We start from the raw sequence: 23,873 nt of genomic DNA, 5'->3' as shown, positions 1-23,873 counted from the left end.
GACATATGAATTAAGGGAGCTTCACATGCCCGTTTACAACGCGCCAACCAAAGACATGCAGTTCATTCTGCACGATGTTCTGAAAGTCTCGCAGTCGGACATCCCCGGCTATGACGAACTGGAGGCCGAATTCACCGGCGCAGTTCTGGAAGAAGCAGGCAAGGTTGCCACCAACGTCCTGCATCCTTTGAACGTTGTTGGCGACACCGAAGGGTGCCGGTTGGAAAACGGTATTGTGTACACCCCTACCGGGTTCAAGGACGCCTTCGAGCAGATGAAGGAAGGTGGCTGGACTGGCCTTGACATGCCGGAAGAGTATGGTGGCCAGAACATGCCTTACGTGATCGGCACAGCCGTGGGTGAGATGTTCTCGGGCTCCAACCAGGCTTTCACAATGTATCAGGGCCTGACCCACGGCGCGGCCTCGGCCATTCTGGCGCACGGGACAGACGAGCAGAAGAACAAGTACCTGCCCAACATGGTCAGCTGCGAATGGACCGGTACCATGAACCTGACCGAACCGCATTGTGGCACCGATCTGGGCCTGATGCGCACCAAAGCAGAACCGCAGGGTGACGGAAGCTACAAGATCTCCGGCCAGAAGATCTTTATCTCGGCTGGCGACCACGACATGGCAAACAACATCGTCCACCTGGTGCTGGCCAAGATCCCAGGTGGCCCCGAGGGCATCAAAGGCGTGTCGCTGTTCATTGTGCCCAAGTTCATTGTGAACGAAGACGGCAGCCTGGGCGAGCGCAACGGCGTATCGGTCGGCAAGATCGAAGAGAAAATGGGCATCCACGGCAACTCGACCTGCGTCATGAACTATGACGAAGCCACCGGCTGGCTGCTGGGCGAAGAGCACAAGGGCATGCGCGCCATGTTCACCATGATGAACGAAGCGCGTCTGGGTGTGGGCATGCAGGGCCTGTCGCAAGCCGAAGCGGCCTATCAGAATGCTCTGGAATACGCCAAGGACCGTTTGCAGGGTCGCGATGTGACCGGTGTCAAGAACCCGGATGGTCCGGCCGATCCTCTGATCGTGCATCCTGATATCCGTCGCAACCTGATGGATCAGAAAAGCTTTACCGAAGGCGCGCGCGCGTTCATCCTTTGGGGCGCGACCATGATCGACAAGGCGCACCGCGCGGGAGACAAGGATGCGGACGGGCTGATCTCGCTGCTGACCCCGGTCATCAAAGGGTTTCTGACCGACGAAGGCTACGACATGACCGTTCAGGCGCAGCAGGTTTATGGCGGCCACGGCTACATCGAAGAATGGGGCATGTCGCAATATACCCGCGACGCCCGCATCGCGATGATCTACGAAGGTGCAAATGGCGTTCAGGCGCTTGACCTTGTGGGTCGCAAGCTGGCGCAGGATGGCGGCAAGCACGTCATGGCGTTCTTCGAGATGGTCAAAACCTTCTGCAAGGAAAACGCGGGCCAGAACGAAGCATACGACAAGGCGTTCATCGAACCGCTGAAAGCCGCATCCAAGGATTTGCAGGCCGCTGGCATGTATTTCATGCAGGAAGGCATGAAGAACCCGAATAACGCATTGTCCGGTTCCTATGACTTTATGCACATGTTCGGCCATGTTTGCCTGGGCCTGATGTGGGCGCAAATGGCGAAAGCGGCTCAGGAAGCGCTGGATGGTGGAGCCTCGGACAAAGAATTCTACGAGACCAAGATTACCACCGGCCGTTTCTACATGGCCCGCCGCCTTCCCGCGACATCGATGCATCTGGCGCGAATCCAGACCGGCGCGGACACGGTAATGGCACTGGACGCGGCGAACTTCTGATCTCAGTCTGGGTCCGGGCAACACCGCCCGGACCCAGCTTACCGGAGGAGACCAAATGCCAAAACGTTTTCGCCTGACCCGCCGCTTTCCGGTTGCGATGACTGAAGATGGGTATCGCAAACTCAAGGCGTTCGCGCGTGATGCCGGTCTGGACGAAGGTGAGGCGCTGTCTTTCTTGTTCGAGAATTTCAACAGCGTGATTGATGAGGAGAACCTGACCCACCGCCTGCGCATCTTCAATTCCGAACTTGAGGCACGGAAGAGGTGAACTGCTGCGGAGAAAACTCAACGGCGACTTTAATTTAAATGCCGGACGCCTCCGGCGGGAGTATTTGTGAAAAGATGAAGCGGCGATGCGTCCCTGCCACCGGGCACACTCGCCATCAGGACAGGAACGACTTCACCTTTTGCGGTCATCGGCTCTCCAGCCTGTACCGCACGACCACTGAATACGAAGATGGTTGATGAAACGTTACCTACTGCCCTTCATCTTTTCAAAAATACTCAAATCCGGCCTAGCCACATGCGCCTTGGGAGGGGCGAGCACATGACCATCAAACTTCATTGCTTCGGAGAAAGTGGAAACAGCTACAAGGCTGCTTTGGCTCTGGAAATGTCCGGTTTGGAGTGGGAACCGGTCTTTGTCGATTTCTTCAAAGGTGTAACCCGCACGCCGGAATATCGTGCTGACGTAAACGAGTTGGGTGAAGCACCAGTTCTGGTCGATGGAGATTTTCACACCAGCCAATCCGGTGCGATTCAGGCCTATGTCACGGAGAAATCCGGCAAGTTCGGTGGCAAGGACCGGGAAGAAGACTACGATATTCTGCGTTGGGTTTTGTGGGACAATCACAAACTCAGCTCAATGGCAGGTTTGACGCGGTTCCTGATCAATTTCCTACCCGAGCAGCACCGCAACCCTGATGTCATTGCATTCAATAAAGGACGTTTGAAGGCGGCTTATGAAATCCTGAACAACCACCTGGATGGTCGCGACTGGATCGTTGGTGATGGTGTGACCAACGCCGACCTTAGCTGCTGTGGTTATCTGTATTACCCTGAACCATTTGGCTTTGACCTTGCCGACTGGCCCCATATCGACGCCTGGCTGACCCGCTTGTCCGAACAGCCCGGCTGGAAACACCCCTATGACCTGATGCCCGGCAACCCGTCGGATCGAGCTTGAGGAGAAGACCCATGACCGAAGCCTATATCTATGACGCCCTGCGCACGCCGCGCGGCAAGGGCCGCAAGGATGGCAGCCTGCACGAGGTAACCTCGGTGCGCCTGTCCGCCCTGACCCTGAACGCGATGAAAGAGCGCAACAACCTGGAAGGTCACGCCGTCGAAGACGTGATCTGGGGAAACGTCACGCAAGTGATGGAGCAAGGCGGCTGTCTTGCGCGCTCGGCCGTTCTGGCATCCGACCTCGACCAGTCGATCCCGGGTCTCGCGATCAACCGTTTCTGCGCCTCGGGCATGGAGGCCGTAAACCTGGCCGCAAACCAAGTGAAAGGCGGCGCGGGCGATGCCTATATTGCGGGCGGTGTCGAGATGATGGGTCGCGTGGCCATGGGCAGCGACGGTGCAGCAATCGCTGTTGACCCCTCGCTGGCGATGGAGACCTATTTCGTGCCTCAGGGCATCTCGGCCGACATCATCGCGACCGAGTATGGCTTTACCCGTGATGACGCGGATGCGCTGGCGGTTGAATCGCAAAGACGTGCTGCGGAAGCCTGGGCCGACAACCGGTTCGAGAAATCCGTGATCACCGTCAAGGATCAGAACGGTCTGACCATTCTGGACCGCGATGAATACATGCGTCCGGGCACCGATATGCAAAGCCTCGGCGCTTTGAACCCGTCATTCGCTATAATGGGCGAGCAGATGCCTGGCTTCGACAAGGTTGCGATGCTGAAATACCCCCATCTTGAGCGCGTGAACCACATCCACCATGCCGGCAACAGCTCGGGCATCGTGGACGGAGCCGCTGCTGTTCTGATCGGCAACAAGGAATTTGGCGAGAAATACGGCCTCAAGCCGCGTGCCCGCATCAAAGCAACCGCCAAGATTGGCACTGATCCGACCATCATGCTGACTGGCCCGGTTCCGGTGACCGAGAAGATTTTGGCCGACAATGGCATGAAGATCAGCGATCTGGACCTGTTTGAAGTGAACGAAGCTTTCGCCTCGGTCGTGCTGCGGTTCCAGCAGGCATTTGATGTCGATCCCGCACTGGTCAACGTCAACGGCGGCTCGATCGCGATGGGTCACCCGCTGGGTGCCACGGGTGCGATGATTATCGGTACGCTGCTGGATGAACTTGAGCGTCAGGACAAGGAAACCGGTCTGGCCACGCTTTGCATTGCATCCGGCATGGGTGCGGCTACCATTATCGAGCGTGTCTGATGCCTAAGCTGGATCTTTCTCAGATCCCGTTTCAGGGCGGCTCGGCCTATCCCGGCAAGCTGGCCGAAGCGACCACAGGTCGCTTTGCGCAGCGCGTGGGCGATGCGGGCGGGCTGACCCAATACGGGGTCAACATCGTGCGGCTGGATCCGCAGGGCCTGTCATCGCTGCGCCATTACCACATGAAGCAGGACGAGTTTGCCATCATCCTCAGCGGCTCGTGCACGCTGGTTGATGATGATGGCGAGCACGAGATGCAGCCCGGCGATTGCGCCGCCTGGCCCGCAGGTGAGGCCAACGGCCATCACCTTGTGAACAACACCGATGCGCCCATGACCTTTCTGGTGGTGGGCACACGGACCCCGACCGAGACCGGCTATTACAGCGACATGGACATGATGGTGAAGGTTGATGAGAACGGATTCTCCTTCACCCGCAAGGATGGCAGCCCGCTGACGGCTGACCAGATTGGAGATGACAATGACTGATTTCACTCTGAGCAAAGACGCAGACGGCGTCGCCACGATCACCTGGGACGTGCCCGGGAAGACCATGAACGTGATGTCCTTTGACGGGCTGGCAGAATTGAGCGATTGCATCGATCAGGCGCTGGCCGACGATGAGGTGAAAGGCATCATTGTTACTTCGGGCAAAGAAGGGTCATTTGCAGGCGGCATGGACCTGAACCTGCTGGCGGTGATGAAAGAACAGGCGGGCGACAATCCGGCCAAGGGTCTGTTCGAGGGCACGATGAAAATGCACGCCCTGCTGCGCAAGATCGAACTGGCGGGTATGGACCCCAAGACCAAGAAAGGCGGCAAGCCGATTGCTACCGTTCTGCCCGGGACCGCTGCGGGCATCGGTATGGAACTGCCCCTGTCTACCCATCGTATCTTTGCGGCCGAAAACCCAAAGGCAAAGTACGGCCTGCCCGAGATCATGGTCGGCATCTTCCCTGGCGCGGGCGGCACCACCCGTATGGTCCGCAAAGTTGGCGCCATTGCGGCGGCTCCGCTGTTGCTGGAAGGCAAAATGCTGGACGTCAAGAAAGCCAAAGGCGCAGGCTATATCGACGAAATCGCAGCCGATCCAATGGCAGCAGCCAGGGAATGGGTGCTGAGCGCCAAGGACGCCGATCTGGTCAAGCCTTGGGACGCGAAGGGTTATAAAATGCCTGGTGGCGCCCCCTATCATCCCGCAGGCTTCATGAACTTCGTTGGCGCGTCGGCGATGGTGAATGGCAAGACCCAAGGGGCCTTCCCGGCAGCCAAGGCTCTGCTGAGCGCAGTTTACGAAGGCGCTCTGGTCGATTTCGACACCGCGCTGAAAATCGAAGCGCGCTGGTTCACGTCCGTGCTGATGAACCCGTCGTCTGGTGCGATGATCCGATCGCTGTTCCTGAACAAGGAAGCACTGGAAAAAGGTGCCGTGCGCCCCGCCGGTGTTCCGGATCAGTCCGTCAAGAAGATCGGCGTTCTGGGCGCAGGCATGATGGGGGCTGGTATCGCTCTGGTATCGGCGCAGGCCGGTATGGAAGTGGTTCTGATCGACCGCGATCAGGAGGCTGCCGACAAAGGCAAAGCCTATACCGAGACCTACCTGGACAAAGGCATGAAGCGCGGCAAGGTCACGGCTGAGAAAAAAGAGTCTATGCTGGGTCGCATCACAGCGACGCCGGATTTGGACAACCTCAAAGGCTGCGATCTGATCATCGAAGCGGTCTTTGAAGACATGGGCGTCAAGGCTGAGATGACCAAGAAGGTCGAGGCGATCATCCCCGAAGACTGTATCTTTGCGTCGAATACCTCGACCTTGCCGATCAGCGATCTGGCCAAAGCCTCGGTACGGGCTGACCAGTTCATCGGCATCCACTTCTTCTCACCGGTCGAAAAGATGTTCCTGGTCGAGATCATCAAGGGCAAGGAAACCGGGGATCGTGCAGTGGCCAAGGCGCTGGACTATGTGCGTCAGATCCGCAAGACCCCGATCGTGGTCAACGATGCGCGTTTCTTCTACGCAAACCGCTGCATCATTCCATACATTAACGAAGGTGCGCGCATGGTCACTGAAGGCGTCAGCCCCATTTTGATCGACAATGCCGCGCGGCAATTGGGTTTCCCGGTCGGCCCGATCCAGCTGACCGACGAAACCTCGATTGATCTGGGTGCCAAGATCGCCCGCGCGACAAAGGCGGCGATGGGCGATGCCTATCCGGAAAGCCCCTCGGACGATCTGATCTTCTGGATGGAGGAACAGGGCCGTCTGGGTCGCAAGGCAAATGCCGGATTCTTCGACTATGACGAGAAGGGCAAGCGCGTCGAATACTGGAAGGGCCTGCAAGAGAAGTATCCGCTTGCCGATGACCAGCCTGACCTGATCGAAGTGCAGGAACGTCTGATGTTTGCTCAGGTTCTGGAAGCCGTCCGCGCACTGGAAGAGGGTGTTCTGGAAGACATCCGCGAGGGCGATGTCGGTGCAATTCTGGGCTGGGGCTTTGCCCCGTGGTCGGGTGGTCCGTTCAGCTGGCTGGACATCATCGGCACACCCTATGCGGCCGAGCGTTGTGATCAATTGGCCGAGACATACGGTGAACGCTTTGCCTGCCCGCCACTGCTGCGCGAGATGGCAGAAAAAGGTCAGAGCTTCTACGGTCGCTTCAACCCCGAAGCAAAGGCCGCTTAATCCAATGATGCGGGCGCATGTCACCATGCGCCCGCATCGTTCTTGTCAGTGTTTGGTTAGATCTGCCATTCGGGCCGCAGGAACAGAACCGGCGCGCTTGGGCGTCCCGGTCGACCCGGTCGCCTGACCCCAAATGGCGGGCGGATCGGAAATATCGGTTCCTGGGGAATGAGTGCAGGCAGCGCACCCAATGGGTTGGCAAGGGCCGACATATCACCCCTGCTTATAAGTGTATGGATCAGGTCGGAGGCGACCTCTTCGGTCGCGACTTCATACCGTGTTCCTGTCGTTGCGCCGCGCATATTGAAGCGACCGGACGCGCAATAAGCCTGCAATCCGCCTTCGACAAAGATCACCTGATCATCATCAAAAAACAGGGAAAACACTTCAAAAGACGACCCCGGTGCCTGTGACGTCAGGCGACCGGCACCGTTCAGCAAACGCGCGGGCACCACCGAAGGCGCATCGGCCGTGACATTGATCCGGGACAGGTTCAGCGCCATGCCCTGTTCGGGCATCAACCAGACAGGTCGCCCGTTATATACGGCGCGGGCAGGCACGAGGACCGGCAGGAATTCGACCCGGCGTTCATCGGCCGGAATGACGACAACGCTTATCGAGATGCGCCGCACCTCTTTGAACCCGTGATCGAGGGTTCGAACCAGATCACCTACCGTGATCCGTTCGACCGGCTTCCACCCGGCAGTCGTGGCGATCTTGGTGCCGTGCAAAAACCCGCCACGGCGCGCATTTACCGCCTGTTTTTTGTTGGTTCGATCAACTTCTGGCAGCTGATCCAGATAAACAGAAATACTTGTTACTTCGGACACGTGCCTTACCCCCTTTTGGCACAAAACATTTATGCCAATGAGCTAACACCAAAAATCCAGCCCGTCACATTTCAGACATATTTGCGCCCAATTTTGACCAACTCCGCGTAATTGCCGATGGTTTTCGTGGACACTCCAGGACTCTCATCCGACATTTTTGCCATTTCTGAAACGAATGCCTTTTGTCGATCCACCGAATCCACGGCGTTTCACCGGATACGGAAGTAACGAAACGGTGTGGCTTAGGCGTGCATACGACCCAATAGCGTCAGGCGACTTTTTGCTGTTCAGAGGATCGGCTGGCGCGCCACCCCAGCAACAGACCCGCTGCCGCAATCATAAGGATGCCCGAAATCTGAAAGGCGCCAATGGTTTGCCCAAAGGCCACAAAAGCGAAGAGCGGGCCGAAGATCATGACAGAATACTCGAACACCGCCACATAAGACGGCTCGCCTACCTGATACGCCTTGATCAGCATGAAAACCGCGATTGTTGAACCGACAGCCTGAGTAACCAACCACGGTATGGCAGGCCCCATATCCCAGACCCACCCACGCGTAACAAACCCCTCGGCACCGTCTGCCGTAACAACCGGCGCGATTGTCAGGAACGTGAGCCCCATCGCACCTGCCAAACCCAGCGTAATGACCATGACGGCCAGCATGGCCACAGTGCTTTCCTGAGAACAATGCGTACGCGTGAGAATCGAACTGAGGGCATAGAAAAACCCCGCGGCCACGGGCACCAGTGTGCGCAGGTCGAAATCGCTGGGGTTTGGCTGCAACACCAGAAGGATGCCGGTAAATCCAATCAGCACGGCCAGTATGCGCCACGGCCCTATTGGTTGCCTGAGCACCAGAGCGGAGATCAGCAGCACGAAAATCGGTGAGGTGAACAACCCTGCCAGCGCCTGTGCAATTGGCATCATGGCAAGGGATGCAAAATAGAACAACATTGCCATGGTAATCAAAACGCTGCGCAAGATGACAGGGCCCCACCGCACGGGCCTCAACCTGCCCAGCCCCAGAAACGACAGGCCGACGATCAGCGGCAGCATCAAAAGCGCACGGGTCAGATGGAACTGCCACAGCCCGACGGTTTCAGCCAAAAGGATCACAACATTGTCGATAACGCCGATAATTGCCATCGCACTGACCATCAGGGCCGAAGCCAGCACAGCAGACGACGAAGAATGCGCCTGCATGAAGTCGTGTCCTGATTGTGATCGTGGACCGACAGTCTCGATCCTTTCGGGTATCCAGCACAATTCGTAATGACTGCGCAACAGGTTTGCGCCCTGCGATTTCACCATGCTAAGCTTCAGCAAAACAAATTCGAGCAGACCCACCCAGATGACGGCCCTGAAACAGTACCAGCGGATCGAAGCCACCGGTCTGTGGCGCCCCTCGCCCGATGAACAGCGGCGCGAGGTTGTGGTGTCTATCGGTGAAGCCACCCTGACCATTTCCGATTTCAATGACAGGGCGCTGACCCATTGGTCGCTGGCGGCACTTGAACGCCAGAACCCCGGTTCCTTTCCGGCCATATTCAACCCGGACGGTGACCCGGATGAAACGCTTGAGCTGGCCGAATCCGAAACCACGATGCTTGAAGCGATCGACCGATTGCAGCGCGCTATTGATCGGTCCCGCCCCCACCCGGGGCGTTTGCGCTGGCTGAGTGTCGGAGGCGTCGTGGCCGCCGTGCTGGCCCTGTTGCTGTTCTGGCTGCCGGGTGCACTGCAAAACCACGTTGTCTCGGTCGTGCCCCAGGTCAAGCGGCAAGAGATCGGCGATATGATCCTGCATCGGATCGAGCGCGTCTCGGGCCAGGCCTGTACGTCGCGGGATGCACGGGATTCACTGGAACAATTGGCCCGGCGCACGGGCGTACGGCAGATCATCATTCTGCCAGCAGGCGTTCAGGACAGCCTCAGCCTGCCTGGCGGCACGGTCCTGCTAAGCCGTGCTTTGGTAGAAGATTACGAAGATCCTGCCGTTGCAGCGGGCTATGTGATTGCGGAACGGGCGCGGGCCGCGCATTGGGACCCGCTGGATGACCTTCTGGACAGAACCGGCGCGACCTCGGCCTTTAGGCTGCTGACAACCGGTGGGCTGACGCCCGAGATTATCGACACATATACCGAGCAGGTCCTGTCACAGCCTCGTCCGGCCATTTCTGACGACGACTTGCTGGCGATGTTCTCGCAAAGCGCGCTTCCCTCAACCCCCTACGCCTATGCCCGTGATGTGACCGGCGAAACCGTTCTTGGCCTGATCGAAGCGGATCCGATGGCGGGAAGGGTACTGGAACAGGTGCTGCCGGACCGTGACTGGGTCCGGCTACAGAATATTTGCGGCGAATAAACCGGATCACTTGGTTCCGAACATCCGGTCACCGGCATCCCCCAGACCGGGCATGATGTAACCTTTCGAGTTCAACTCGCGGTCCAGCGCTGCCGTGACAATACGCACGTCAGGGTGTGCTTCCTTCATCCGCGCGACACCTTCGGGTGCCGCCAACAGGCAAAGAAAGCGAATATCCGTCGCCCCGGCCTGTTTCAGCAGGTCAATGGCCGCGGCCGAGCTGTTGCCGGTCGCCAGCATCGGATCCACCGCAATGACCAAACGGTCCTTCAGGCTCTCTGGTGCCTTGAAATAATACTGTACGGGTTTCAGCGTTTCTTCGTCGCGATACAGCCCCACGAAACCGACGCGTGCTGAAGGTACAAGTTCAAGCACCCCGTCCAGCATCCCGTTTCCGGCGCGAAGGATCGACACCAGCGCCATTTTCTTACCTGCCAGTATGGGGGCGTCCATTTCTTCCATCGGCGTTTCGATATTGCGCGTGGTAAGGGGAATGTCGCGCGTGACCTCGTAGGCCAGCAGCAATGTGATTTCACGCAACAACTGCCGGAATCCGGCGGTCGAGGTGCCCTTGTCCCGCATGAGCGTCAGCTTGTGTTGCACCAGCGGGTGATCAACGACGGTCAGGTGTTCGCTCATGTGTTCTCCAATCTTTTCTTGACCCGCGCGCGGGTGTCATCATCACAGAAGGCCGCGTTCAGGGCCGTCTCATTCAATGCCGCAAAATCCCCGGCCTCCCAGCCGAACGCCGCGTTCAACATCTCATATTCCCGCCGCATGGTCGTGTGAAAAAACGGAGGATCGTCGGTGGAAATCGTAACCTTTACGCCCGCATCGCGCAGTTTCGCGATGGGGTGGGCAGCAAAATCAGGGAAAAGACCCAGAACCACATTCGAACCCGGACACACCTCAAGCGTGATTTCCCGGTCAACCAGTTCACGAACAAGATCAAAGTCTTCGATGGCGCGGACGCCGTGCCCGATACGCTCAACCCCCAGATCGCGCACAGCGTCGCGCACACTGTCAGGGCCGCCAAACTCACCTGCATGCGTGGTCAGGCGCAGCCCGGCTTCGCGGGCGCAATCGAAAGACCATTTGAAGTCGCCCTGCGTGCCAATGGCTTCGTTGCCGCCCATGCCGAAACCGGTGATCCAGTTTCCGGCGGTCTCGGCCGCACAATGGGCACTCCGCCTGGCTTGTTCGGGACCAAAATGGCGGACACAGGTAACGACACCGCGCAAGGTGATATCGAATTTACGCTCGGCTTCGTCTGCCGCATCCTGAATAGCGTTCAGATAATCCCGCCACGCATGCAGGTCGCCACCGCCGCAAAAATCAGGGCTGAGGAAGGTCTCGGAATAAACCACGCCATTTTCAGCGCTTTCCTCAAGAATGGCCAATGTCAGCCTCCGGAAGTCTTCGGGCGTTTTCAGAACTTCGCAAGCGGTTTCGTACACACTCAGGAAATGCGCGAAATCACGAAAATCATAAGATCCGTCTGGCTTGAAGATACCGCTCAGGTCAACGCGTTTTTCGTGGGCAAGCTGGCGGATGAAAGCCGGAGGTGCCGCGCCTTCGTGGTGAAGATGCAGTTCAAATTTGGGCAGGTCTGCAACGCTCATAAAAAGTTCCTTCCCGGCCCTTGCGCCGGAATGTTCAGATGGTGGGCAATGCTGGCCGCAATATCGGCAAAATCCACTTGCCAGATCTGTCCCGCACCCTGCCCCGCAATCAGAACCGGAACCTGTTCACGGGTGTGATCCGTTCCGGTCCAGCTTGGATCATTGCCATGATCAGCTGTTAACAGCAACAGATCGCCTGGTCGAAGTTTCTTCAGGATACCCCCGATCTCGCGGTCAAACCATTCCAACGCTCGGGCATAGCCGCTGATGTCGCGGCGATGCCCATAAAGGCTGTCAAATTCGACAAAGTTGGCGAAGGTCAGACTGCCCTCTTCCGCCTCGCCCACAAGATCAGACAGGTGCTGCATCAGCTGGGCATCCGACCCTTTGCGCAGCGTGTCGATCCCCTGCATCGAGAAGATGTCGCCGATCTTGCCCACTGCATGAACCCGTCGCCCTGCATCCTGCACCCAGTTGGTCAGCACCGGTGCCGGGGGCAGAATGGCGAAATCCTTGCGATTGGTCGTCCGTTCGAACCCCGTCTCAGGCGTTCCGACAAAGGGGCGCGCGATGACACGCCCCACTCTCATCTGGTGCAATCGCGGAGCAAGCGCGCGGCACATGTCCAACAACCGCTCAAGCCCAAAGCTTTCCTCATGGGCCGCGATCTGAAACACACTGTCAGCGGATGTGTAGCAGATCGGCCAACCGGTGCGCATATGTTCGGCACCCAGTTCGGCTATGATCGCTGTCCCGGACGCGTGGCAGTCACCAAGAATGCCTTCGGTCCCAGCAGCTTCGGCTGCCGCGCGACTCAGTTCCGCTGGAAAAGCCGGAACCGTGTTTGGAAAGTAATTCCAATCCCAAGGCACCGGCAGGCCCGCCAGTTCCCAGTGGCCTGAGGGCGTGTCCTTACCCGGCGAATGCTCACGCGCGCAGCCCCATAGTCCAGCAGGTTTGGCATCGAGGCCCGGAGTGGCGTCTCCAGACGCCAGCCGCACAGCCGCGCCCAGACCCAGCGCGTCCAGGTTGGGCAGGTGCAACGGGCCGGTGCGCCCGTCTTCTGCGCGGCCTTCCGCGCAGGCTTGGGCGATATGGGCCAGCGTGTTTGCCCCGGCATCCGGAACATCACCGTTGAAAAACCGGTCTGCATCAGGTGCCCCGCCTATTCCGACGGAATCCATGACGACAAGAAACGCTCGGCTCATACGCTGATCCTTTCGTGGATCAGATCGGGCAGCTTTGGAACTGTATCGCTGATTGTCATCGCGCTCAGAACAGTTTCCGCTGCCCGCCGTGCAGCGTCTTCCCGTGCAGCGTGGACCACGGCAATGGGTGAACCTTTTGAAACACGATCCCCCAGCCTGAGGATGTTGGATATTCCTACTGCAGGATCGATCTCATCACTTTCGACCTGGCGGCCGCCACCCAGCGCGACGACCGCAAGGCCCAGCGCCTCTCCGTCGATGGCGGAGATGTAACCGTCTTCGAGGGCAGGAACCTCCTGAATAACGCTCGCCTCAGGTAGGAAACGGGTCCAGGTATCGACGAATTTCACAGGACCACCAACCGCTGCCATCATGCGGCCAAACCGTTCGGCGGCGCGACCGTCACGGATGATCTTGGCGATCTGCTCACGCCCCTCCTCGACCGAGATGCACATGCCTGCATCGGCCAGCAGGACGCCGCCCAACTCGGCAGAAATGTCCACCAGTGGCGAAGCGCCAGGACCGGTCAGAACCTTCATCACTTCGGCGACCTCCAGTGCATTGCCCAGCGCCGGGGCCAAAGGCTGGTTCATGTCCGTGATCACCGCCGAAGTCCGGCACCCAGCCGCGTTCGCAGTCTCGGTCAATGCTGTGGCCAGCTTGCGGGCATCCTCAATTGTTTTCATAAAGGCACCGCTGCCAACCTTGACGTCAAGAACCAACGCATCCGGGCTGGCCGCCAGCTTTTTGGACAGGATCGACGCTGTGATCAGATCCAGACTTTCGACCGTCGACGTCACGTCCCGCACCGCATAAAGCCGCTTGTCCGCCGGTGCAATCTGGCCCGTCGCGCCGACGATAGCCGCACCCGTTTCGCGCAATATCTGCGCAAGTCGGTCCTGACTGATCTGAGTGCTGACACCCGGAATCGCCTCGAGCTTGTCCAATGTTCCACCCGTGTGCCCCAAACCCCGACCCGAGATCATCGGCACATACGCACCACATTCCGCCAGCGCCGGAGCCAGCACAAGGCTGACGCAGTCCCCGACCCCACCGGTCGAGTGCTTGTCGATCACCGGCCCGTCCACATCCCAACCGAGAACATCGCCGCTATCGCGCATCGCAATCGTCAAGTCCGCACGCCCCTGAGGACCCAGCCCGCCCATACAGACGGCCATGGCAAACGCCCCGGCCTGCGCATCGCTGACGCTGCCGTCTGCCAACCCTTGCGCGAACCAGATCAGTTCGTCGCGGCCTGGGACTTCGTGCCTGCGCAGTTTGGCTATGATTGAACGGGCGTCCATGCGTTCAGACATCCTCCATGTGCGACGCGTCGAACGCACCCGGCAGCAAATCTTCGATGGTTGTCTCAAACTCCGCACCATCGACGGTTGCCAGAGTAACCTTTACATCGCGCTTGCCAATCTCGGCCAGCTTCTGACGGCATCCACCGCAAGGCGGCACAGGCTGAGGGCTGGAGGCAACCACGTAGACCTCGGTCAGTTCCTGCTCGCCCGCGGCCACCATTGCGGCAATTGCACCTGCTTCCGCGCAGGTCCCCTCGGGATAGGCCACATTCTCGACGTTGCACCCGGAAAAGACATGACCCGAAGAAGACCGAAGCGCTGCGCCAACTTTGAAGTTCGAATATGGCGCGTAGGCGTTTTCCCGGACAGACAAGGCAGCGTCTTTCAGCGACATGGCGATTCCTCATTTTTGATCATCTGGTCAGAAATTTGCACGCTAACGTATTAAGGCGGGGAATTTGAAGCCCCTGCCCCATGTTTTTCGCTTAACCCAGCGTTGTGTTGAAGGTACCGGGTAAGGTGACTTCCAACAATTCGATATTGTCTGTTGGGTCGGACAGCCGTGTGCGCATCCCAGGTGGAATGACAAAAGCATCCCCTTGCTCCAGCCGGTAGGGATCGCGCCCCTCTCCTTCCAGGGTGACCTCGCCGTCCATCACAAAGGTAAAGTGAATGTCGGTGTCATGGCTGGCCCATTCCGGATCACCCGATCCTTTGCGCACAACCTGCACCCCAGCGACACCCTTGGTGTTCTCGGCAATCGTGGTGTCGCGGCAGATGTACCCCGGCAGGCGGAAGGGCATCCACTCGGCACCCTTGGCCTGATTATAGACAAAGCGTTGCCCCTGCCATTCGCGGTCCGGGCGGATGTGCGGAGTGGGAAGTGTCATGTCATGGTCGATCTCTGTGACATGCTCAGCCGGCACTCCGATCTCAATGACCTGAACATTATCAGATGCTTCGAGAACGCGGTGCCGGATTTCCGGAGGTTGAATAAAGCAGTCCCCCGCTGTCAGACGCATTTTCTCGCCCTGATCCTCATAGACCACATCCACCCAGCCATGGATGCAAAAGATCAGCTGAAACCCGACCTTGTGAAAATGCACCATGTCCGGAACCGGTCCACCATCGGGAATGCGGATATGGCTGGCAATAATCGACCCGCCCAGCCGATCCGGGACCAGATCGCGATAGTGCATCCCGGCCCGGCCAATGATCCAGGGGGCCTGGTCCTTGAGCCTGCGCACGACAAAGGAATGCACGGTCTCTGGCATCACCAGTGGCGGATTTCGTTCTTCAATTTCGATTCGGGTGCCATTCGGGGCTACAAGAACGCGTTCACCACCCGCGAAATCAGACGGATCATCCGTCAGGATACGCAATGTTCCCGGACTTTCCGGTGCGTCTTTTTCAATGCGCAACCGCACGCCATGCCCCGAAAACACCGCGACGCGCGGATCGTCAGCGGGATAAATCATGTCCATCTTCATCCCCAGTTTTTTTGTGTAAAAAGGGATGTCGTCGCGAATTTCCTGTGTGGGCAGGCGAATCTCAGCGTGCGTTTTCGCCAGATCGGATGTCTTGGTCATCAGTATTCTCTTCGAATTGCAACTTTGGCCATCCGATCAGAACAGAGGTCAAAATGCCAATCGAAAAGAACATCTCCGGCATTTCTTCCATAACGAAGAAGCGCATTTCAATAATCACAGGTAAAACTCCGCCGTTCAGCGTGATGAACTCGACCAAATCTGGGTGACGACAACCGCCCAACACCGCTGCAACCAACATCCAACCTAATGATCCCTCGTTCGTTACCAGCCGGGTCATCAGTTCTGAATGTCACAACGGCCTTGCCAGAGTGATCTTGGTCGTCACAATGTGAAAAGGCGAAAATGAACTCAGACAATATCAATCCGAATTCACGGTTGCGACATCACGGCAGAGTTACGTAGCGTAGCCAAGTCCAAAAAAATAGTTTAAGGCTAAATCAAATTCTCAATGGGAGCTGAATCGCCGATGTCTGACACCCCCAGCCTGCGACAAGCTGCGCTCGAATATCATGAATTTCCCAAACCCGGAAAGCTTGAGATCAAGGCTACCAAACCGATGGCCAACGGGCGCGATCTGGCCCGCGCCTATTCGCCCGGCGTGGCCGAGGCCAGCCTTGAAATCAAGGCCGATGCAGCCAATGCGGAACGTTACACGGCGCGCGGCAATCTTGTCGCCGTGGTTTCAAACGGCACCGCGGTGCTTGGCCTGGGGAATATCGGAGCACTCGCTTCGAAGCCGGTTATGGAAGGCAAGGCCGTCCTTTTCAAGAAATTCGCAGGTATTGACTGTTTTGATATCGAGGTCGATCAGCCCGATCCCGAAAAGCTTGCGGATATCGTCTGTGCCCTTGAACCAACATTTGGCGCCATTAACCTTGAAGACATCAAGGCCCCTGATTGCTTCATCGTCGAAAAGCTCTGCCGGGAGCGTATGAACATCCCGGTTTTCCATGACGACCAGCATGGAACCGCTATTGTGGTCGGTGCTGCGGCCAAGAATGCGCTGCATGTGGCCGGAAAGTCATTTGAGGACATCAAAGTCGTGTCGACCGGCGGCGGGGCTGCCGGGATCGCGTGCCTGACCATGCTGGTCAAGCTGGGTGTGAAGCGCGAAAACATATGGCTATGCGACATTCACGGGCTTGTCTACGAAGGACGGGCCGAGGATATGAACCCGCACAAGTCACAGTTCGAGCAGAAGTCGGATTTGCGGACGCTGGACGATGTGATTGGTAGGGCCGACCTGTTTCTGGGTCTCAGCGGCCCAAATGTTCTGAAGCCTGATATGGTCCGGAAAATGGCCAGCCGCCCGATCATCTTCGCCCTGGCCAACCCGACGCCGGAAATTCTGCCAGAGGACGCGCGTGCAGTAGCACCAGACGCAATCATCGCCACGGGGCGCAGCGATTTTCCCAATCAGGTCAACAACGTATTGTGCTTTCCGTTTATCTTCCGGGGTGCTCTGGATGTCGGCGCGACCGAGATCAACGACGCGATGCAGATTGCCTGCGTGGATGGTATTGCTGAGATGGCGCGCGCGACCACAAGCGCCGAGGCGGCGGCTGCCTATAAGGGCGAGCAACTGACCTTTGGCCCCGAATACCTGATCCCAAAACCATTTGACCCACGTCTTGTGGGCGTGGTGTCCTCGGCGGTCGCCAAGGCCGCCATGGAAAGCGGTGTTGCAAAACGCCCTATCGAGGACCTTGAAGCCTATAAGGAAAAGCTCAACCAGTCGGTCTTCAAATCAGCCCTTCTGATGCGTCCTGTGTTCGAGGCCGCGGCCGTCGCATCCCGTCGCATCGTTTTTGCCGAGGGTGAAGATGAAAGGGTTTTGAGGGCCGCGCAGGCCATTCTCGAAGAGACGACGGAAACACCAATTCTGATCGGGCGACCCGATGTGATCGAAACCAGATGTGAAAAGCTGGGGCTGACCATTCGTCCGGGCAAGGACTGTCAGATCGTTAACCCGGAGAACGACCCGCGCTATTACGATTACTGGACTTCCTACCACCAGATCATGCAGCGCCGCGGTGTGACGCCGGATCTGGCCAAGGCGATCATGCGCACCAACACAACGGCCATTGGTGCGATCATGGTGCATCGTGGCGAAGCGGACAGCATGATCTGCGGCACATTTGGTGAATTCCGCTGGCACCTGAACTATGTCGAACAGGTGTTGGACGACAGCAAACTGCGCCCGCATGGTGCCTTGTCCCTGATGATCCTGGAAGATGGCCCCCTGTTCATTGCCGATACGCATGTCCGGCAATTGCCATCGCCGGAAGAATTGGCCGAAACCACCATTGGCGCCGCGCGACATGTTCGCCGGTTCGGGATCGAACCCAAGATTGCCTTCTGTTCGCAGTCGCAATTCGGCAATCAGGCTGAAGGATCAGGCAAACGGCTGCGGGCGGCGCTGGAAATCCTTGATCGGCAGCCGCGCGATTTTGTCTACGAAGGCGAAATGAATCTGGATGCGGCTTTGGATGCAGACCTGCGGGCGCGTATCTTCCCAGCGTCGCGACTAGAGGGGGCCGCCAACGTTCTGATATTCGCCCACGCAGATGCTGCCAGTGGCGTACGCAATATTCTGAAGATGAAGGCGGACGGGATTGAAGTTGGCCCGATCCTGATGGGCATGGGCAATAAGGCCCATATTGTTACTCCATCCATCACCGCGCGCGGTCTGCTGAACATGGCGGCGATTGCAGGAACACCCGTGGCGCATTACGGTTAACCGGGGGCAGCTGCTGGCGCCCCCGCCAACAGGGGGGGGAAGCGCATGAAAGGACATTGCCACTGCAACGCCGTGCATTGGGAAAGCGATGCCCAAGCCGCGTGGAGCTGTTATTGCCACTGTTCAGATTGCAGGCGAAACTGCGCCGCGCCGGTCACGGCTTTTTTCGGGCTGCCGCATGAGGCGGTCAGATGGTTGGGTCAGGCACCAAAGATCTATCGCTCATCGGAAGGGGTTGAACGTCTGTTTTGCGGCAAATGCGGAACCCAGATGGCCTATCGCACAGCGCGCGATACGGTGAACATTCATCTTTACACCGCAACGCTGGACAACCCGGAGACCCTGCCGCCACAGTTTCACGTGTTCCACGCCGACCACCTGCCCTGGCTGAACCTTCAGGACAAGCTGCCACGTTACGCCAAAACGGCTGGTTGAGCTGATTCCCGAAGGGGCGCAAAATTTGCACACGAAAGTTTGCTATTTTGCAAATATCTCCACTGTAGCGGCAAAAACTCTGCTAGAACTATAATTTTGCAAAAATTTGCAAGTCATACTCCGCTGATCTGCAAATTTTTTGCGATAAACTGACGCGTCGTCATGCGTCACGCTTGCCCGGATGTTTTCAGCGACCTAACACAATGTCCAAGCCGTTGTGAGGAGGACAAGATGGCGTATCAGGACGTTTATGACAGCTGGAAGACTGACCCCGAAGCGTTCTGGATGAACGCTGCAAAAGGGATCGATTGGGTCAAGGCCCCCAGCAAAGCACTGTTCGACGACAATGCGCCCTTGTACGAATGGTTCAGCGACGCGCAGGTCAATACCTGTTGGAATGCCGTAGACCGTCATGTGGAAAACGGGCGCGGTGAACAAACCGCCATCATCTATGACAGCCCCATTACCCACACCAAGCGCGAGATATCCTATGTCGAGCTTCGCAACCGCGTGGCCACTCTGGCCGGCGCGCTGCGCGCAAAGGGTGTCGAGAAAGGCGACCGTGTCATTATCTACATGCCGATGATCCCCGAAGCGCTTGAGGCGATGCTGGCCTGTGCCCGCCTCGGCGCCGTGCATTCGGTCGTGTTCGGCGGGTTTGCCAGCAACGAACTGGCCGTGCGCATCGACGACGCCAAACCCAAAGCAATCATCGCCGCGTCCTGTGGGATGGAACCCGGTCGCGTGGTTCACTATAAGCCCCTGCTTGACGGTGCGATCGAACTGGCCAACCACAAACCTGATTTTTGTGTGATCTTCCAGCGGGAACAAGAGGTCGCCCAGTTGATTGAAGGGCGCGATTTCAACTGGCATGGTTTCCAATACGGTGTCGAACCAGCTGAATGCGTACCGGTCGATGGCAATGACCCGGCTTATATCCTGTACACCTCTGGCACTACGGGTGCACCCAAAGGGGTCGTGCGCCCCACTGCCGGACACCTTGTGGCACTGAACTGGACGATGAAGAATGTCTATAACGTCGATCCGGGTGACGTGTTCTGGGCAGCCTCCGATGTGGGCTGGGTCGTGGGGCACTCCTATATCTGCTACGCGCCCCTGATCCACGGAAACACCACAATTGTGTTCGAAGGCAAGCCGGTCGGCACCCCGGACGCAGGCACCTTCTGGCGCGTGATCTCGGAACATAAGGTCAAAAGCTTCTTCACCGCACCTACGGCCATCCGCGCCGTCAAACGAGAAGACCCCAAGGGCGAATTGATCGGCAAATACGATCTGTCTCATTTACAGGCCCTCTATCTGGCAGGCGAACGCGCCGACCCTGACACAATTATCTGGGCACAAAACGCGCTGAAGGTTCCGGTGATCGACCATTGGTGGCAAACCGAAACCGGCTGGGCCATAGCCGGAAACCCGCTGGGTATCGAAGAGCTTCCGGTCAAGCTGGGTTCGCCCGCAAAACCGATGCCGGGTTATGACGTGCAAATTCTGGATGAAGGCGGTCACCCGATGAAGGCCGGTGAACTGGGTGCCATCGCGGTCAAACTGCCCCTGCCCCCAGGCACCTTGCCAACACTGTGGAATGCCGAAGCACGATTCAAGAAATCTTATCTTGAACACTTCCCCGGATATTACGAGACCGGCGATGCCGGGATGATTGACGAAGACGGGTACCTCTACATCATGGCGCGCACCGATGACGTCATCAACGTTGCCGGCCATCGCTTGTCGACAGGTGGGATGGAAGAAGTGCTGGCCGCCCACCCCGATGTGGCAGAATGCGCGGTGATCGGTGTTTCGGACCAGCTGAAGGGGCAGATGCCGGTCGGCTTCCTGTGCCTGAATGCTGGTGCCACACGGGATCATGGCGATGTGGTTCAGGAAGTCGTCAAAATGGTTCGGGAGAAAATCGGGCCGGTGGCCGCCTTCAAACTGGCTGTTGTCGTCGACAGGTTACCCAAGACCCGTTCCGGTAAGATCCTGCGTGGTACGATGGTGTCGATTGCAGACGGTCAGGACTACAAAATGCCTGCAACAATTGACGATCCTGCCATCCTTGATGAGATCAAGGAAGCATTGCAGACAATTGGTTACGCTAAGTAACCATCGGGCGGCACAGGCCGCCCATGTCATGTCCGCCCTTGCAACCTGAATCTGGGCCCCTACTGTCGCTGTAAGACAGTGAGGGCCCATGACACATACCGATATCTGGCGTCTCAGCGCCACAGAGCTGACCACCTTAACCCGACGCGGCGATCTGAGCGCGACCGAGGCGGTACAGGCCTCGATTGATCGCATGGACGCGGTGAACCCCGCGCTGAACGCGGTCGTCGAAGACTTGCGCACCGAGGCCCTGGAACGCGCGCAGTCGCTAGATGCTGCACGGCGGAGTGGTCAGCCGACCGGCCCGCTGCATGGTGTTCCTGTAACAATCAAGGTGAATGTCGATCAGAAAGGCCACGCCACCACCAACGGTGTCATTGCGCTGAAGGACGTAATCGCACCGGATGACGCGCCGGTGGTCAGCAACTTGCAAAAAGCGGGGGCCATTGTGATCGGGCGAACGAATACACCCGAGTTTTCCTTCAGGGCCGACACCGACAACCCCCTGCATGGGCGCACGTTCAACCCATGGGGACGGCACATTTCACCCGGGGGATCATCCGGTGGCGCTGCTGCCGCCGTGATGGCAGGTGTCGGTGCGCTGGCCCATGGCAACGATATTGGCGGCAGCCTGCGCTTTCCGGCAGCCGCCATCGGAGCGGTTACGGTGAAACCGGGGTTGGGACGCGTTCCCGCGTGGAACCCAAGTCAGAAGGCCGAACGCGGATTGCTGGCGCAATCAATGTCGGTTCAGGGCCTGATCACTCGGTCGGCTGCGGATCTACACCTGTCCATGCCCAGCCTGATCGCCACCGATGCGCGGGATCCGTTCCACGTACCAATGCCCTGGCGCGGCGAGCGTTTTGACCAGCCGATCAAGGTGGCATTCACCAAGAACACCTTCGGCTATGCGCTGCACCCCGAGGTCGAAAAAGCCCTCGACACTGCGCGCGATGCGCTGGTCGATGCAGGGTACGACGTTGAAGAGGTCGATCCACCCGATGTCTTTGAATGTGGCCGGATCGGGTATCGGACCTTGATGGGCGAAGTGTTGACCCTGATGAAATCTGACATTGAGGCCGCTGGTTCCAAAACCATCCGCGACATCTTTGACGTCTACTTTCAGGAATTCCCGCCCATCGTTGAAACAGAATTGGTTCGGATGCTGGCCAAGCGCAGCTATTATGCCCGTGAATGGTCCCTGTTTATGCAGGACTACCCGCTGGTCTTGTCCCCTTTCCTGCCACAGCCATTTTTCAAACCCGACCGGGACACCGAAGGCGCGGAAGGCGTGCATGATGTTCTGGGATGCGCTGTCTATTCCTATGCGATGAACTTTCTGGGACTGCCTGCAGCCTGCGTTCCGTCACGATTGGCCAACCTTCCCAAAGGGCCTCAACCTATCAATGTACAGATCGCGGCACAGCGCTGGCGCGAGGATTTGGCCGTGGATGCCGCCGCCGCGATAGAAGCTCGCGTGGGACAGATGTGTTTCCCGCTTTGGGATCACATGTAACAAAAAATAGACCCCGGGTCATTGTGCCCGGGGTCCAGCTGCTAAAATAAGCCCGGATTTCTGATGACGAGCGTAGCACCACCCACCCTCGCCAGCGCAAAATCTGCGCAACCATTCGAAAACACCGTTTAGGTGGCCACTCACTCCCACCTTGGCGTGTTCTCCGGACAAGTTCACATTAGCCAATCATTAAGGGAATTCCTGTGAACTGCTTCACACAGGCGTGAGAAAAATTTGGGGATGGCCTATTTTACGTGAATTGTTCGGATATTAGACGTTCTTCCAACCCATGGCCGGGGTCGAAAAGGATACGGTGCGCAATGGCTGGTTCCGACCTGATCTCAACCCAGTCGATATCCGGGAAAGAAACGGAATCGGCGGCCACGATGACCGGGCGCTTGTCAGCTTCGACCACATCGAACCTGACTTTCGCCATTTTCGGCAACAAGGCACCACGCCACCGCCGTGGGCGAAACGCTGCGATGGGTGTCAGGGCCAGAACGTCAGCACCAATCGGAACAATCGGCCCATGCGCGGAATAGTTATAGGCGGTCGATCCCGCAGGCGTGGCAAGCAATGCCCCGTCACAGACCAGTTCGGCCATGCGTACCCGGCCGTCTACGCTGATCTTGAGCCTTGCTGCCTGAGGACCGGCGCGTAGCAATGACACTTCGTTGATCGCCAGCGCCTCGTGCAGTTTTCCAGATTGGTCCATCGCTTGCATGGCCAACGGGTTGATAACCTCTTCCTCGGCATCCTCCAGCCGCGCCATCAGATCGTCTTCGTGATACTCATTCATCAGAAAGCCGATCGTGCCGCGATTCATCCCGTAAACCGGAGTATCGAGATGCTGCACATTGTACAAAGTGTGCAACATGAAGCCGTCGCCGCCCAATGCAACCACTACATCTGCGTCCCGAGGTGCCACGTTACCATATTTGGCCACCAGGATGTCGCGCGCTGTTTGCGCCACTTTGACCTCACTGGCGAGAAAGGCGATTCTCTTTTTCATGTTTTGTGGTTTCCGGTGTTGCACATTTGGTTCCGAAACAAACATACCTTTCCCCAATAGGCCAGTCTTGACGCCGCAGCAGGCCAAATCGTCGCTTTAAGCCTTTTGCGAATGTGGCGTTTCCGATAGGAAATCCGCAAGATTTATACCCAGCCATGTGGAGCGCCAATGAACGCCAATCTTCGTGACACCGGATTTTTCACCCAGTCCTTGTCGGACCGCGATCCTGAGCTTTTTGGCTCGATCCGGTCTGAGCTGGGTCGTCAGC

At 57.9% G+C, this 23,873-nt stretch carries 21 protein-coding genes; 11 read left to right on the top strand and 10 right to left on the bottom strand.

What is annotated here, in order from left to right:
* The first annotated feature begins 25 nt into the window (after positions 1 to 25).
* From AC2FPW_RS07265 to AC2FPW_RS07240, 6 genes are all read left to right on the top strand, one after another.
* Positions 26 to 1,807, top strand: a complete 1,782-nt coding sequence (locus AC2FPW_RS07265; RefSeq protein WP_496813023.1) for an acyl-CoA dehydrogenase C-terminal domain-containing protein — start codon at positions 26 to 28, stop codon at positions 1,805 to 1,807.
* Positions 1,808 to 1,862: 55 nt separating this feature from the next.
* Positions 1,863 to 2,075: a hypothetical protein gene (locus tag AC2FPW_RS07260; protein WP_209503252.1), complete on the top strand. Its 213-nt coding sequence runs from the start codon at positions 1,863 to 1,865 to the stop codon at positions 2,073 to 2,075.
* Positions 2,076 to 2,354: 279 nt separating this feature from the next.
* Positions 2,355 to 2,993: a glutathione S-transferase family protein gene (locus AC2FPW_RS07255; protein WP_480485168.1), complete on the top strand. Its 639-nt coding sequence runs from the start codon at positions 2,355 to 2,357 to the stop codon at positions 2,991 to 2,993.
* A gap of 11 nt (positions 2,994 to 3,004) precedes the next feature.
* Positions 3,005 to 4,216: an acetyl-CoA C-acetyltransferase gene (locus AC2FPW_RS07250; protein ID WP_496813022.1), complete on the top strand. Its 1,212-nt coding sequence runs from the start codon at positions 3,005 to 3,007 to the stop codon at positions 4,214 to 4,216.
* Entirely contained in the window at positions 4,216 to 4,704 is a 489-nt protein-coding gene (locus tag AC2FPW_RS07245) for a cupin domain-containing protein (RefSeq protein ID WP_267364657.1), read from the top strand. The genes AC2FPW_RS07250 and AC2FPW_RS07245 overlap by 1 nt, the downstream gene beginning before the upstream one ends.
* On the top strand, positions 4,697 to 6,898 hold the full coding sequence (locus AC2FPW_RS07240) for a 3-hydroxyacyl-CoA dehydrogenase NAD-binding domain-containing protein (RefSeq protein WP_496813020.1): 2,202 nt from the start codon (positions 4,697 to 4,699) through the stop codon (positions 6,896 to 6,898). Before AC2FPW_RS07245 ends, AC2FPW_RS07240 begins: the two co-directional genes overlap by 8 nt.
* Before the next feature lie 56 nt (positions 6,899 to 6,954).
* Here the strand turns inward: AC2FPW_RS07240 and AC2FPW_RS07235 are convergent, their stop codons facing one another.
* Positions 6,955 to 7,728: a Hint domain-containing protein gene (locus AC2FPW_RS07235; protein WP_496813019.1), complete on the bottom strand. Its 774-nt coding sequence runs from the start codon at positions 7,726 to 7,728 to the stop codon at positions 6,955 to 6,957.
* A gap of 268 nt (positions 7,729 to 7,996) precedes the next feature.
* Entirely contained in the window at positions 7,997 to 8,932 is a 936-nt protein-coding gene (locus AC2FPW_RS07230) for a DMT family transporter (RefSeq protein ID WP_496813017.1), read from the bottom strand.
* Positions 8,933 to 9,080: 148 nt separating this feature from the next.
* Here AC2FPW_RS07230 and AC2FPW_RS07225 point away from each other — a divergent pair, with 148 nt between their 5' ends.
* A complete protein-coding gene (locus tag AC2FPW_RS07225; protein WP_496813016.1) occupies positions 9,081 to 10,094 on the top strand; it encodes a hypothetical protein in 1,014 nt (337 codons plus the stop codon).
* A 6-nt stretch (positions 10,095 to 10,100) separates the two neighbouring features.
* On the opposite strand, the gene upp is transcribed toward AC2FPW_RS07225, so the two are convergent.
* The 7 genes from upp to AC2FPW_RS07190 all read right to left on the bottom strand — a co-directional run bounded on the left by upp (position 10,101) and on the right by AC2FPW_RS07190 (position 16,058).
* Positions 10,101 to 10,733, bottom strand: coding sequence for a uracil phosphoribosyltransferase (upp, locus tag AC2FPW_RS07220; protein WP_480484262.1), 633 nt, complete (start codon positions 10,731 to 10,733; stop codon positions 10,101 to 10,103).
* Positions 10,730 to 11,716: an adenosine deaminase gene (locus AC2FPW_RS07215; RefSeq protein ID WP_496813014.1), complete on the bottom strand. Its 987-nt coding sequence runs from the start codon at positions 11,714 to 11,716 to the stop codon at positions 10,730 to 10,732. Before AC2FPW_RS07215 ends, upp begins: the two co-directional genes overlap by 4 nt.
* Complete coding sequence (locus AC2FPW_RS07210; protein ID WP_496813013.1) at positions 11,713 to 12,924, bottom strand: phosphopentomutase; 1,212 nt, start codon at positions 12,922 to 12,924, stop codon at positions 11,713 to 11,715. The genes AC2FPW_RS07215 and AC2FPW_RS07210 overlap by 4 nt, the downstream gene beginning before the upstream one ends.
* Entirely contained in the window at positions 12,921 to 14,228 is a 1,308-nt protein-coding gene (locus tag AC2FPW_RS07205) for a thymidine phosphorylase (RefSeq protein WP_496813011.1), read from the bottom strand. The genes AC2FPW_RS07210 and AC2FPW_RS07205 overlap by 4 nt, the downstream gene beginning before the upstream one ends.
* A 4-nt stretch (positions 14,229 to 14,232) precedes the next feature.
* Positions 14,233 to 14,625, bottom strand: coding sequence for a cytidine deaminase (locus AC2FPW_RS07200; RefSeq protein WP_496813009.1), 393 nt, complete (start codon positions 14,623 to 14,625; stop codon positions 14,233 to 14,235).
* Between the two features lie 91 nt (positions 14,626 to 14,716).
* A complete protein-coding gene (locus AC2FPW_RS07195) occupies positions 14,717 to 15,820 on the bottom strand; it encodes a cupin domain-containing protein (RefSeq protein ID WP_267365810.1) in 1,104 nt (367 codons plus the stop codon).
* A complete protein-coding gene (locus AC2FPW_RS07190) occupies positions 15,783 to 16,058 on the bottom strand; it encodes a hypothetical protein (protein WP_267365812.1) in 276 nt (91 codons plus the stop codon). The genes AC2FPW_RS07195 and AC2FPW_RS07190 overlap by 38 nt, the downstream gene beginning before the upstream one ends.
* A gap of 189 nt (positions 16,059 to 16,247) precedes the next feature.
* Between AC2FPW_RS07190 and AC2FPW_RS07185 the strand changes: the two genes are divergently transcribed.
* The 4 genes from AC2FPW_RS07185 (at position 16,248) to AC2FPW_RS07170 (ending at position 22,593) form a co-directional block, all read left to right on the top strand.
* Positions 16,248 to 18,521, top strand: coding sequence for an NADP-dependent malic enzyme (locus AC2FPW_RS07185; protein WP_496813007.1), 2,274 nt, complete (start codon positions 16,248 to 16,250; stop codon positions 18,519 to 18,521).
* Between the two features lie 45 nt (positions 18,522 to 18,566).
* On the top strand, positions 18,567 to 18,956 hold the full coding sequence (locus AC2FPW_RS07180; RefSeq protein ID WP_480898025.1) for a GFA family protein: 390 nt from the start codon (positions 18,567 to 18,569) through the stop codon (positions 18,954 to 18,956).
* Between the two features lie 231 nt (positions 18,957 to 19,187).
* Positions 19,188 to 21,077 (top strand): propionate-CoA ligase PrpE, encoded by a 1,890-nt coding sequence (gene prpE / locus AC2FPW_RS07175; protein ID WP_496813005.1) that lies wholly within the window; start codon positions 19,188 to 19,190, stop codon positions 21,075 to 21,077.
* An 88-nt stretch (positions 21,078 to 21,165) separates the two neighbouring features.
* Positions 21,166 to 22,593 carry an amidase family protein gene (locus tag AC2FPW_RS07170; protein WP_496813004.1) on the top strand — a complete coding sequence of 476 codons (1,428 nt, stop codon included), beginning with the start codon at positions 21,166 to 21,168 and terminating at the stop codon, positions 22,591 to 22,593.
* Between the two features lie 250 nt (positions 22,594 to 22,843).
* On the opposite strand, the gene AC2FPW_RS07165 is transcribed toward AC2FPW_RS07170, so the two are convergent.
* Positions 22,844 to 23,650 carry an NAD kinase gene (locus tag AC2FPW_RS07165; RefSeq protein WP_480485157.1) on the bottom strand — a complete coding sequence of 269 codons (807 nt, stop codon included), beginning with the start codon at positions 23,648 to 23,650 and terminating at the stop codon, positions 22,844 to 22,846.
* Between the last annotated feature and the right edge of the window lie 223 nt (positions 23,651 to 23,873).

Source organism: Ruegeria sp. SATB027 (genome assembly GCF_059613825.1).
This window is presented reverse-complemented; position numbering and strand designations above follow the sequence as displayed.

Bases quoted from the DNA above. Each gene is read 5' to 3' on its own strand.
- AC2FPW_RS07230 (WP_496813017.1), bottom strand. From the start codon at position 8,932: ATGCAGGCGCATTCTTCGTCGTCTGCTGTGCTGGCTTCGGCCCTGATG.
- AC2FPW_RS07185 (WP_496813007.1), top strand. From the start codon at position 16,248: ATGTCTGACACCCCCAGCCTGCGACAAGCTGCGCTCGAATATCATGAA.
- AC2FPW_RS07240 (WP_496813020.1), top strand. From the start codon at position 4,697: ATGACTGATTTCACTCTGAGCAAAGACGCAGACGGCGTCGCCACGATC.
- AC2FPW_RS07170 (WP_496813004.1), top strand. From the start codon at position 21,166: ATGACACATACCGATATCTGGCGTCTCAGCGCCACAGAGCTGACCACC.
- prpE (WP_496813005.1), top strand. From the start codon at position 19,188: ATGGCGTATCAGGACGTTTATGACAGCTGGAAGACTGACCCCGAAGCG.
- AC2FPW_RS07195 (WP_267365810.1), bottom strand. From the start codon at position 15,820: ATGACCAAGACATCCGATCTGGCGAAAACGCACGCTGAGATTCGCCTG.
- upp (WP_480484262.1), bottom strand. From the start codon at position 10,733: ATGAGCGAACACCTGACCGTCGTTGATCACCCGCTGGTGCAACACAAG.
- AC2FPW_RS07255 (WP_480485168.1), top strand. From the start codon at position 2,355: ATGACCATCAAACTTCATTGCTTCGGAGAAAGTGGAAACAGCTACAAG.
- AC2FPW_RS07210 (WP_496813013.1), bottom strand. From the start codon at position 12,924: ATGAGCCGAGCGTTTCTTGTCGTCATGGATTCCGTCGGAATAGGCGGG.
- AC2FPW_RS07215 (WP_496813014.1), bottom strand. From the start codon at position 11,716: ATGAGCGTTGCAGACCTGCCCAAATTTGAACTGCATCTTCACCACGAA.
- AC2FPW_RS07190 (WP_267365812.1), bottom strand. From the start codon at position 16,058: ATGACCCGGCTGGTAACGAACGAGGGATCATTAGGTTGGATGTTGGTT.
- AC2FPW_RS07200 (WP_496813009.1), bottom strand. From the start codon at position 14,625: ATGTCGCTGAAAGACGCTGCCTTGTCTGTCCGGGAAAACGCCTACGCG.
- AC2FPW_RS07265 (WP_496813023.1), top strand. From the start codon at position 26: ATGCCCGTTTACAACGCGCCAACCAAAGACATGCAGTTCATTCTGCAC.
- AC2FPW_RS07165 (WP_480485157.1), bottom strand. From the start codon at position 23,650: ATGTTTGTTTCGGAACCAAATGTGCAACACCGGAAACCACAAAACATG.
- AC2FPW_RS07250 (WP_496813022.1), top strand. From the start codon at position 3,005: ATGACCGAAGCCTATATCTATGACGCCCTGCGCACGCCGCGCGGCAAG.
- AC2FPW_RS07260 (WP_209503252.1), top strand. From the start codon at position 1,863: ATGCCAAAACGTTTTCGCCTGACCCGCCGCTTTCCGGTTGCGATGACT.
- AC2FPW_RS07245 (WP_267364657.1), top strand. From the start codon at position 4,216: ATGCCTAAGCTGGATCTTTCTCAGATCCCGTTTCAGGGCGGCTCGGCC.
- AC2FPW_RS07205 (WP_496813011.1), bottom strand. From the start codon at position 14,228: ATGGACGCCCGTTCAATCATAGCCAAACTGCGCAGGCACGAAGTCCCA.
- AC2FPW_RS07180 (WP_480898025.1), top strand. From the start codon at position 18,567: ATGAAAGGACATTGCCACTGCAACGCCGTGCATTGGGAAAGCGATGCC.
- AC2FPW_RS07225 (WP_496813016.1), top strand. From the start codon at position 9,081: ATGACGGCCCTGAAACAGTACCAGCGGATCGAAGCCACCGGTCTGTGG.